Annotated in this window: 8 protein-coding genes; 2 read left to right on the top strand and 6 right to left on the bottom strand. The window is 67.1% G+C overall.

Annotated features, from left to right (window positions below; translation table 11 throughout):
* Positions 1–552: 552 nt before the first annotated feature.
* Entirely contained in the window at positions 553–1,734 is a 1,182-nt protein-coding gene (locus XBLMG947_RS18000) for a benzoate/H(+) symporter BenE family transporter (RefSeq protein WP_065469964.1), read from the top strand.
* A gap of 303 nt (positions 1,735–2,037) precedes the next feature.
* Here the strand turns inward: XBLMG947_RS18000 and bphP are convergent, their stop codons facing one another.
* The 6 genes from bphP to XBLMG947_RS17970 form a co-directional block, all read right to left on the bottom strand.
* Complete coding sequence (gene bphP / locus XBLMG947_RS17995; RefSeq protein ID WP_065469963.1) at positions 2,038–3,942, bottom strand: bacteriophytochrome BphP; 1,905 nt, start codon at positions 3,940–3,942, stop codon at positions 2,038–2,040.
* The gene (locus tag XBLMG947_RS17990) at positions 3,939–4,532 is read right to left on the bottom strand and encodes a biliverdin-producing heme oxygenase (RefSeq protein WP_065469962.1); all 594 of its coding nucleotides are present in this window, start codon (positions 4,530–4,532) and stop codon (positions 3,939–3,941) included. Before XBLMG947_RS17990 ends, bphP begins: the two co-directional genes overlap by 4 nt.
* A 99-nt stretch (positions 4,533–4,631) precedes the next feature.
* Positions 4,632–5,897: a TCR/Tet family MFS transporter gene (locus XBLMG947_RS17985; RefSeq protein WP_065469961.1), complete on the bottom strand. Its 1,266-nt coding sequence runs from the start codon at positions 5,895–5,897 to the stop codon at positions 4,632–4,634.
* A 570-nt stretch (positions 5,898–6,467) separates the two neighbouring features.
* Complete coding sequence (locus tag XBLMG947_RS17980; RefSeq protein WP_065469960.1) at positions 6,468–8,624, bottom strand: lytic murein transglycosylase; 2,157 nt, start codon at positions 8,622–8,624, stop codon at positions 6,468–6,470.
* Between the two features lie 177 nt (positions 8,625–8,801).
* Entirely contained in the window at positions 8,802–9,008 is a 207-nt protein-coding gene (locus tag XBLMG947_RS17975) for a hypothetical protein (RefSeq protein WP_065469959.1), read from the bottom strand.
* 193 nt (positions 9,009–9,201) lie between these two features.
* Complete coding sequence (locus XBLMG947_RS17970) at positions 9,202–9,591, bottom strand: YchJ family protein (RefSeq protein WP_065469958.1); 390 nt, start codon at positions 9,589–9,591, stop codon at positions 9,202–9,204.
* Between the two features lie 148 nt (positions 9,592–9,739).
* Here XBLMG947_RS17970 and XBLMG947_RS17965 point away from each other — a divergent pair, with 148 nt between their 5' ends.
* Positions 9,740–10,519: a sulfite exporter TauE/SafE family protein gene (locus tag XBLMG947_RS17965; protein ID WP_065469957.1), complete on the top strand. Its 780-nt coding sequence runs from the start codon at positions 9,740–9,742 to the stop codon at positions 10,517–10,519.
* Positions 10,520–10,543 lie beyond the last annotated feature (24 nt).

Genomic DNA, 10,543 nt, shown 5'->3' with positions numbered 1-10,543 from the left:
CCTCGTCGTTTCCGTCGAAGCGAGCCGCCCATTATAGCGGGCTTTTTCTTACCGTCAACACCTTGTTTCCGAGGTGATTGACGCCTAGTCGTGTCCACCCGAAGGTTTTCTGCGAAGCGAGCCGGCCATATTAGCAGGCTTTTCACCTTCGTCAACCCCTCGTGAAGAGGACGTTGCCGCCGCTGCACTTCACTCTGCCAAAGCAGCTTTCCGTGTAGCGAGCCCACCATCATAGCCGACTTTTGCGTCTTGTCAACATCGTGTGATGTTTCCGATTCGCCTCGTTCGTTGTTGCGGTGCTTGAAGAAGCGCCGCCGTCCTGAGCGAGGTCGCGCAGTTTATCGAGACCACACAGAAGTGCAAGCACTTTTTGACACTGGCATGACATCGACCTGCAGCGGAGGTTGTGCTGCATGCGAATGTGCGCGATGACCACTCCCGCATCTGCAGGCCGTCACTCTCATCGCGACCGGCGGCCGTGCAGAACAACGCCACGGTATCGGTCGCCGGTGGGCTCGGTGAAAATGGACGTAGTAGTAGAGAGCGATCCTCATGCCCGCTTCCCGCAATCTGCTCCGCGATCTGTCCCTGCCCGCGATTGCTGCTGGCTTTGTCACCGTGCTGGTGGGGTTTGCCAGCTCTGCGGTGATCGTGTTCGAGGCGGCGCGCCATCTGGGCGCCGACCAAGCGCAGATCGCATCATGGATGTGGGCACTGGGCCTTGGCATGGGCGTGACCTGTATCGGGTTGTCGCTGCGCTACCGCGTGCCGGTGGTGACTGCCTGGTCCACGCCAGGTGCGGCGATGTTGATTGGCAGTGCGGCCGGGGTGCCGTTGCGCGAGGCGGTCGGTGCGTTTGTGGTGGCTGCGGTGTTGGGAATGGCGGCTGGGTTTTCGGGGTTGTTTGAACGGGCGATCCGGCGCGTTCCGCTCTCACTTGCTTCCGGAATGCTGGCCGGCGTGCTGTTGCGCTTTGGCCTGGACATCTTCATGGCCATGCAAAGCCAGGTGGTGCTGGCATTGGCGATGCTGGCGACCTATCTGAGCGGGCGGCGCTGGTTCGCGCGCTATGCGGTCATTGCGACCCTGTTGGTCGGCATTGCAATTGCCGCCAGCCGCGGGCTGCTGCAGTGCGGGACGGTGCAGTTGGAACTGGTCAAACCGGTGCTGATGGTCCCGTCGCTGTCGTGGGCAGCGCTCTTTGGCCTGGCGATTCCGTTGTTTGTGGTGACCATGGCATCGCAGAACGTGCCGGGCGTGGCGGTGATCCGGGCATCCGGCTATGCCGTGCCGATCTCGCCGACGATCGGCTGGATCGGCGTGGTCAATACGTTGCTGGCACCGTTCGGTGGCTTTGCGTTGAACCTGGCGGCGATCACCGCAGCGATCTGCATGGGCCGCGAAACGCACGAAGATCCGGCGCGACGCTACACCGCTGCGGTCAGCGCGGGCGTTTTCTATGTGGTGATCGGCTTGTTCGGTGCGACCGTGGCGGCGGTGTTTGCGGCCTTCCCACGCGAGCTGGTAATGGCGATTGCCGGGATCGCGTTGCTGGGGACGATCGGCAATAGCTTGGCGGCGGCACTGCGCGAGGACAGCGAACGCGAGGCCGCGTTGATCACCTTTCTGGTCACCGCCTCCGGGCTGACGCTGGGCGGGATCGGCGCGGCGTTCTGGGGCCTGTTGGCCGGAACGATCACGTTGCTGGCATTACGACCGAAGGTGTTGCCGTAGCACCCCTGCGCGCTGATCTGGTGAGCTGGGCGGCAGACACTGCCGGGGCCGCATGCAGCGCGCATCACCTGCCCTGCGCGCTGCATTGCTGCGGCAATGCGGTGAGCCGATGTTGTCGGTGCAGACCGGCAGTGCGCTGGCTGATGCGGAAGGCTGCGGCGCATTGAGGCAGTCGGCACCACCGCGCGGCGCGCGGCATCGCACCACCATGCCCTGCCCGTCGGCGCGCAGCCTGCGCCTGCCATCACGGCCAGGCAGCGATGGCGCTGTCATTGCCATCGCTCCGACAAGACGTGCGGCGCCTCACTCAGAGTCGCGTAACTGCAGCAACCAGTGCGCGGTCACGCCGCTGGGGCTGGGCAGGGGTTCGAGATGGAACTGGCGATACACCGGCGCGCCATCATGGGTGCGCAGCGGCAGGGTGACGTAGGCGGCGCGGCCCAGACGCAGCGCCTCTTCAAGCAATTCGACCTTGCCCCGTGCAGCATTGTCGGCCAGCAGGGCAAGAATGTCGCAGCCGATCAAGTCGGCCACTTCGATCTGGCTGAGTTCGGCGAACGCCGGGTTGACGAACATCAGTCGATGCGCGGCGGTGTTGGCACCGCGTTCGATGATGGCCACCCCGTCGCGCAGCCGCGACAGCGAGGCTTCGAGCAAGCTGAAGTCCTGCTGGAAGCGCTTGCGCTCCATCAGTTCGATCAGCACGCGCAGGCTGCGCGCCGATTCCAGATGCAGCGGCGACCAGCGCCGCGCGCGACCGCGCACGGTTTCCTGCCAGAGGTCGAAGCTCTTGCGTGGCGACAGCCGTGAGTTGGGAATGTCCGCCAGCTTGGCCAGCTGCGGGTTGCCGGCCCACTTGATCTGCTGCACCTGTTCGCGGCGGGTCCACAGCAGGGCGCTGCGCGATTGCGGCATCAACGGGACAAAGATGAACCCTGCCGCCAATGGCGCCAGATCGGCCAGTTCCGGAAAGACCTCGCCGATCGCATCCACATGCAGCGCGCCCACCGCATCCTCGCGCAGCGCGTCGTGGTGTGCGGATTCGATGTGGTCGCGGATGCGGCGCAGCGCGGCGGCATCCGGAGTGCTGCCATGCCGGCTGATCTCGCCGCCGTGGAAGATCGCCACGCCGTCGGCATCCACCACGTCCATCAGGTCCGGCGCCATGTCGGCCAGCATCTCGACGGTCATGTGCTCGGCGTCGTTGAAATCGGTGATCAGCTTTTCGCGGATGGTCAGCAGTACCGATTCCAGCCGCGCACGCGCCACTGCCTGCAAGGCGCCGATGCGCCCTGCCAGCGCGCGGGTGACCGCATCGGTGGCATCGCGCATGGCGTGGCTGGTGAAGTGCGGGCTGTAGTGATGGCAGGCGATCAGCCCCCACAGCGCGTCGTTGACCACGATCGACGACACCAGGGTGGCGGTGACGCCCATGTTCGCGAGGTATTCCAGGTGCACCGGCGAGACGCTGCGCAGGCTGACATCGCTCAGGTCCACCGGCGTGCCCAGGCGCGGATGCACGGTGGGTTCAATCGGCGACGGCCGATAACGCACATCGGCGATCTGACGCACGCGGTTGCGCAGGTACAGCGCGCGCGCCTGCGCGGGAATGTCGGTGGCTGGGTAATGCAGGCCGAGATAGGCCTCCAGTTCGGGCTGGCGCGCTTCGGCAATGACGTCGCCGTTCCACTCTTCGTCGAAGCGGTACACCATCACCCGGTCGAAGCCGATCATGCTGCGCAGACCCTTGGCCGCGCGTACCGCCGCTTCTTCGATGCCCGAATCGCGCTCGATGCTACGCAACAGCGGCAACGCTTCGCGCAGAGTGACATCCATCAGGCGCGCGTCGCGCGGCTCGATTTCGATCAGCCATTGCTCCGGATACAGGTGCCAGGCGGCAACCCACGGGTGATCGGTGGGCGCACTGCGTTGCGGAAAACGCACATCGGCATGCAGCAGGTGCTGCGGTTGATCGTCCACGGCGAACGGTTGTGCGTCGGGGAGTTCCAACACCTCGGTGTAAGGCATGCCCAGCAGCGCGTCCATCGGCACACCGAGCAGGTCGGCGGCGGTGCTGCTGGCCTGCACGATGCGGCCGTCGGCCGGCTCGATCACCAGCAGCACGCCATAGGGCTGGATCAGGCCGGGGATGTGGATCGGCTCGCGCGCGCACACATCCATGTCCAGTGGTTCGGTGGTCTGGGTCACGCGTGCGGCTCCGCTGCAAGGCAGGTATGGAAGTGGGAAAACATGGCCTGCGCGCCGTCGATGGCGGCGTCGCGCGCGGAGGGGGTGTCGAGGCGTCGATCCAGCGCTGTCTGGAAGCGGCGCCAGCCGGCCGGGTCGTCGTCGGCCAGCTCGAAATAGCGCAGGGCGCCAGCCAGCGCGGGCTGCTGCTTGCGCACGCTGCGCGCGATCATCCGGCCGCCCAGTTGCGCGCCTTCGATGACATACAATATGCCCCAGCGCGCGGCATCGTCGGCGATGCTGGGCAAGGCAACCGGCAGGTCCGGTGGCTGGCCGAGCGCGCGCAAATCCTCGCGCAAGGCCGGTACACGGCGGCGGTAATGCCAGCCATTGCCGACCAGGGTGGTGAGCCAGTCGCTGAGTTGCGCTTCGAAGCCGCTCAGCAACGCATGGTGACGACGCAGGATCTGCGCATAGGCAGCCGAATCGACCTGCCCCTGCCCCAACGCCTGCATCAGCGGGACTGCCTCGACCAGGCGATGCGCGTCCTGGGTCGCATGGCGCAGCGCGAGTGCGGCCGATAGCGGAACTGCCAGGGCATCAGAAGACATAAGAGCTCAAGGCAGTGGCGCGGCACGAGGGACACCAGCCTAGCAGCGCGCGCGCAAATCAGAAAAAGCGGACACGAGCACAAGCTGAATAGGTTGGCGTTATGCCTGCGTTGCGGGCGCGGCGCCGGTACCACGCCCTGCCCGTTTCCAGGCCATGCCCCAGCCTGCGGCGAGCAGCGCGCCGGCCAGCAACCACGGTGCGCCGGGCAGATGCAGCGGTGCACCGCTGCCGATAAACCAGGCGAACACATTGGCGAACAACAGCGGGCCAGCGATGCCGGCCAGGCTGACCAGACCGGTGAGCGCGCCCTGCACGCGACCTTGCGCGTCGGCACCGACCTCGCGGGTGATCAGGGCCTGCGCGGACGGGGCAGCGACGGCCCACAACGCACTGATCGGCACACCGATCAGGAACGCGGCGCCGCTGTCGGCCAGCCCATAGATGACAAAGCCGATCACCCCGCAGCCCAGGCCCAGCAACAAGGCCCGCCGTTCGCCGAGCCAGCGCACCAAGCGGCCGACCAGCAACGCATTGACGATGATGCTGCACCCGCCAACCCCGGCCAGCACCCAGCTCACTTCGCGCGGCCCCCAGTGGTATTGGTAGCCGGCAAACAGCACGAAGATGCTGGGATAGACGTAGTGCGCCAGGTTGGCCAGGAACACCACCGAGGCCAGGCCGAATACCTGCGGATACCGGCGCAGCAGCTTGAGTGCGCCCAGCGGATTGACGTGCGACCAATCCAGCCGCGCGGTGCGGCGTTCGGCGGGCAGCGATTCGGGCAGCACGAACCAGCCATACAGCACATTCAACAAAGACAGGCCGGCTGCAAACCAGAACGGCCAGCGCAACCCGATGCTACCCAGCCAACCACCGATCAACGGGCCGGCGACAAAGCCAATGCCGAACGCGGCACCAAGCATGCCGAATGCGCCGGCGCGCTTGTCAGCGGGGGTGACGTCGGCGATGTAGGCGTTGGCGGTGGAGAAGCTGGCCGAGCACACGCCGGAGATCACCCGCGCCAGCAGCAGCATCGGCAGGGTGTGGGCGATGGCCATCAGAATGAAGTCCATGCCCAGACCCAGGCACGACAGCAGGATCACCGGGCGGCGTCCGAAGCGGTCGGACAAAGCGCCCTGCAGCGGCGAGCATACGAACTGGATGGCGGCGAACAGGAAACCGAACCAGCCGATCCAGCCGGCGGCCACCACGTAGTCGCCGCCGGTGAAGTGGCGCACCAGATCCGGCAGCACCGGAATGATCACCCCGAAGGACAGCACGTCGATCAAGACGGTAATGAAGATGAAGATCAGCGCGGCACGGCGGCGCCCCGGGGCAGGAGCGGAATCAGGAAAGAGAGACATCGCGCGGCGCAGTGGGGCGAAGCGGCGAGTGTAACGAGAGAAGCGCTCGGTCTGTTGGGCGAGACAAGATCGACGCGACGCAGTTAAAGCTCTTCTCCGCGCCGGACAGGGGGTGAGGCTGAGGCAACGCAACGATACGGGCGAGACGTGCTTGTTATTCAACTGCACGAGGCTGCGCCCGTCCCCTCATCCGCCCCTTCGGACACCTTCTCCCCCTACGAAGGAGGACAATGTGCCGGTAGCAAACGGGACTAGCTGACGACAGGTCTGGCGCAATGAGCAACGTGGTTAGCTCGAAGCCCCCTCCCCTTCGGGGCGATAAGACACGGCGTGCGTGCCATTGGCGCGCGTGCATGGAGCGCCCGCGCTCCATGGCTTGGAGCGGGAATTGGGGTGAGTGCAGGCGTAGGGCTGATTTCGTTCCTGATGCCCGAGGCGGCGCCCGTCCCCTCATCCGCCCCTTCGGGGCACCTTCTCCCCCGTGAAGGAGGGCAATGTCGCGAGGGGCGAAGGGTTGGGCGCTGGCGTCTGCGCTCTGCTGCCCCGCTCGTGTCGCGGAAGGTGTCGCCGTTACTCGACGCTGATGGTCTGGCTCAGGGTGTGGCTGGCGCCGGGGGCGAGCTCGATGACGTCCGGGCCGGCGTTGGCCGCTTCCAGGCAGACGTAGTCGCGCCAGCCCTCGCCCACGTCGGCCATCTTCTTGCCGGCTTCTTCGCCCGGGTTCCAGGCCACCAGCGAGCGGCTGCCTTCGGTGGCGATGACGATGCGGCGGCCTAGCACCGGGTCGGTGAGCGTGTAGCGGCCGCCGGCGTTGGTGTAGATGCGGTCGCTGCGGCCGGGATCGCGCGGGTCGCGCAGGCTCCAGTCGCCTCGCTGGCGGTGGGCGGTGGCGTAGTTCTCGTATTTATCCAGATAGTCCAGCCCGTCCAGGCCCTGCACGCTGACCTTGAGCGCGTCGCCGACGCGGAAATAGTTGTGCAGCGCCTGGGTGAAACGGACCGGGGCGGCGCTGGTGTTTTCGGTGATCAGCCGCTGCTCCAGCGTGCGGCCGATGTGCAGCGTCATGCGCAGGCGCAGCGCCAGGTCGTCGAAGCGCGGCGGGGTGAGGGTGAGCACCACGGTACCGTCGTCTTCGCGGCGGCTTTCGGTGAGTTGCCACGCCACGGTGCGCACGAAGCCATGTGCAGGTACATCGCCGGTCTGGTCCTGGCGGCCGAAGTACGGCCAGCACACCGGGGCGCCGCCGCGGATCGGAGTGGGCGGTTGCTGGGCGATGGGCGACAGCCACATCACGTCCTGCCCGCCCTTGGGCACGAACGAGAGCAACTGGCCGCCGAACAGGCTGATGGCGGCGGTGGAGAACGGGGTGTCGATCAGCAGCGAGGGGAAGCCGTGGAAATCGCCTGTGGTCAGGCCGGTGGTGTCGGACATGGGGGATGCCTTGTGGACGCTGGGAGATTGGGCGAACGCGGGGTATGCGGCCGGCAGCTTGAACGCGGTGCCGCGGATGGCGGCAGCGACCGGCGCGGCGGCGCGCAGCGCGGTGAGGATGCGTTGGCCGGGACGGCCATCGGCTGGTTGCAGGCCCAGGCGGGTCTGCTCGACCTGGATGGCACGGCGGGTGGCGCTGCCGACCATGCCGTCGGCTTCGCCGATCTGGTAGCCGCGGGCGAGCAGCAACTGCTGCAATTCGCGCCGTTCGGGCCGGCCCAGACCGGGGTCGTCGGTTGGCCAGGCCGCGACCAGGCCAGGGCCGCCACGCAGGCGATCGGCGAGCAGCGCGATGGACAGCGCGTAGCTTTCGGCGGCGTTGTAGGCGTAGATCGCGTCGTAGTTGCGGAACACCAGGAACGCCGGGCCGGTGGCGCCGGCCGGCAGCAGCAGGGCTGCGGGCGTTTCGCCGGGTAGGCCGGTCGGCGCCAGCGGCTTGCCGTCGGTGCCGCGAAGGCCGGCGGCTCGCCAGGCCTGCAGCGGTTGGCGACGGGTGCGCCCGGCCTTGCTGGCATCGAACCCACGCGGCAGCGTGACTTCCCTGCCCCACGGGCGGGCGCGTTCCCAGCCGGCCTTGACCAGGTAGTTGGCGGTGGAGGCCAGGGCGTCGGGAATGCTGGCCACCAGATCGCGGCGGCCGTCGCCATCGCCGTCCACCGCGATGCGCGCATAGGTCGAGGGCATGAACTGGGTCTGCCCGAAGGCACCGGCCCAGGAGCCGGTGAGCTCCTCCGGTGAGAGATCGCCGCGTTGCAACAGGCCGAGCAAGGCCAGGAATTCGCCACGGAAGAATGGCTGACGACGGCCTGCGCACGACAGCGTGGCCAGCGACACCAGCAGCGGGCGCTTGCCGGTGACGCGGCCGTAATCGCTCTCCACGCCCCACACCGCCACGATGGTGGCCGGATCCACGCCGGTCTGTTCTGACAAACGGCTAAGCAACTCGCGGTGGGTGACCAGCATGGCCTGACCATCGCTCACGCGCTGGCTGTCGACCAGGCTGGCCAGGTAATCCCAGATGGGCGTGGTGAATTCGGGCTGCGCATCCAACAGCGGCAGCACACTGGGATCCGGCGCCAGCCCGGCGGTGAAGCGCTGAAAGCTGGCGGCGTCCACCCCTTTGCTGGCTGCCTGGGTCTGCAGGCCCGCCAGGCAGCGATCGAAGGCCGGATCGGCACAGGCCGCCAGCGGCAGCAGTCCCAGCACCAACGGCAATGCGCGTCGGGGGAGCGTCATGGCGCGATGGCCGGCGGGTCGGCGGACGTCATGCGGTGGAGTGCTCCTGCGCGGCAAGTCGAGCCGCCGAGCATAGCCAACCTGGTTGGCGACAGGGGTGCAGGATGGCGATGGCTGATGCGTCTTCGGTGAGGCTTGCGGCGCCGAGTGGGCGGAGTTGCCGCCGGCCCGACAGGCTCAGCTGCCGTCACCGGTGATCCCGGTGAGTAGCGATAGCGCCGGCGTGGAGGGGGCGCTTTCGGCCATTCGGCGCATGCGAGCACGGCGCGGTGCATCGTGGCGCGGGCCGAACCGAATCAGCGCGGTGGCCACGCAGGCGGGCAACACGATCGCGAACACGACCGCCGCCAACAGCGCCCATTGCCAGAGATTGAAGGTTGCCATGATCCAAGTCCCGCCGCGGCGGAGTTCGCCTGCGCGGCAAGCTTCCGGGATCGGCTGCGAACGTGGCGTCGACAAATTCCGTGCGTGGATACCGTTCGTCGGGCCGAACGGGCTTCGCGGACCGCCCGTTGAGGCGGGCGCCTTGATTGGCTGCGTCCGGTTGGGGTGCGGTGGCGACCGGTCGGCGCAGTGCTCAGCGCGCGTCGAGGTAGTACCAGAGGCCGGCGTCGCGCACGAAACGGCTGTGTTCGGTCATGCGCACCGCGCTGCCGCCACCGATGCGATAGCGCGCCAGAAAGACCACGTCGGCCGTTTCGGGACCGGTCTCCAGGGTGCGCTGCACGGTCAGGCCGAGCCAGGTGGTGCGCCCGCCCTCGTCCAGCGACAGCTCCGCCGGGCGCGTGGACGGGTGCCAGCTGGCCAGCAGGTAAGCGCGATCGCGACGCACATAGGCGCTGTAGCGCGCGCGCATCAGGGTTTCGGCATCGGGCGCGGCGGCGCCGGCGTGGTACCGGCCGCAACAGCGTGCGTAATCGGCAGGGCGGCCGCAGGGACAGGGGTCGGTAGGTGTGGAGGTCGGCATGCGGGGATTGTGCGGGATGGGATTGGGGATTGGGGATTGGGGATTGGGGATTGGAAAGCGGAAAGCGGAAAGCGGAAAGCGGAAAGCGGAAAGCGGAAAGCGGAAAGCGGAAAGCGGCGGCTATGCTGTCGCCCCCGTCGTGCGGAGCGTGGCCTTGCTGGAATCGATTCCCACCGAATTGCCGTGGCTGCTGTGCATTGCGTTCGTCGCCGGGCTGGTGGATGCGGCGGTCGGCGGCGGTGGACTGATCCAGTTGCCGGGCCTGTTCGCAACACTGCCGCAGCAGGCGCCATCGTTGATTCTGGGCACCAACAAGTTCAGCGCAATGTTCGGCACCGGTGCGTCGGCATGGCGGTATGCGCGCACGGTGCGCTTCCCGTGGCGGCCGGTGCTGTATGCAACGGCGGCAGCATTTACGTTCTCGTTCCTGGGCGCGACGGCGGTCAGCCTGATGCCCAAGCAAGCGGTGCGGCCGCTGATCCTGGTGCTGCTGATCGCGATGCTGCTCTACACGTTGATCAAGAAGGATTTCGGTGCGCTGCACCGGCCACGCCAGATCGGCCGTCGCGAACTGGCGACCGCATTGGCGATGGGGGCGGCAATCGGCTTCTACGACGGGTTCTTCGGCCCGGGCACGGGCAGCTTTCTGATCTTCCTGTTCATCCGCTTTTTCGGGCTGGATTTCCTGCGCGCCTCGGCGGCAGCCAAGGTGGTCAACCTGGCCACCAACCTGGCGGCGTTGTCGTTCTTCCTGCCCAGCGGGCAAGTGATGTTGGCGATCGGCATCCCGATGGCGGCAGCGAACGTGGCCGGCGCGGTGGCTGGCACGCGGATGGCGTTACGCGGTGGCACGCCATTGATCCGCAAACTGTTCCTGGTGCTGGTGATCGTGCTGATCGGCAAGATGGGCTGGGATCTGCTGCACTAGTCACGGGAGCTCGCTGATCGAAGC

Source organism: Xanthomonas bromi (genome assembly GCF_900092025.1).
GTDB classification, from domain to species: Bacteria; Pseudomonadota; Gammaproteobacteria; order Xanthomonadales; family Xanthomonadaceae; genus Xanthomonas; species Xanthomonas bromi.
The sequence above is the reverse complement of the archived record's forward strand: the minus strand, read 5'-3'. Positions and strand labels throughout refer to the sequence as shown.

Coding starts and splice junctions, on each gene's coding strand:
- XBLMG947_RS18000 (WP_065469964.1), top strand. CDS start 553: ATGCCCGCTTCCCGCAATCTGCTCCGCGATCTGTCCCTGCCCGCGATT.
- XBLMG947_RS17990 (WP_065469962.1), bottom strand. CDS start 4,532: ATGTCTTCTGATGCCCTGGCAGTTCCGCTATCGGCCGCACTCGCGCTG.
- XBLMG947_RS17985 (WP_065469961.1), bottom strand. CDS start 5,897: ATGTCTCTCTTTCCTGATTCCGCTCCTGCCCCGGGGCGCCGCCGTGCC.
- XBLMG947_RS17980 (WP_065469960.1), bottom strand. CDS start 8,624: ATGACGCTCCCCCGACGCGCATTGCCGTTGGTGCTGGGACTGCTGCCG.
- XBLMG947_RS17975 (WP_065469959.1), bottom strand. CDS start 9,008: ATGGCAACCTTCAATCTCTGGCAATGGGCGCTGTTGGCGGCGGTCGTG.
- XBLMG947_RS17970 (WP_065469958.1), bottom strand. CDS start 9,591: ATGCCGACCTCCACACCTACCGACCCCTGTCCCTGCGGCCGCCCTGCC.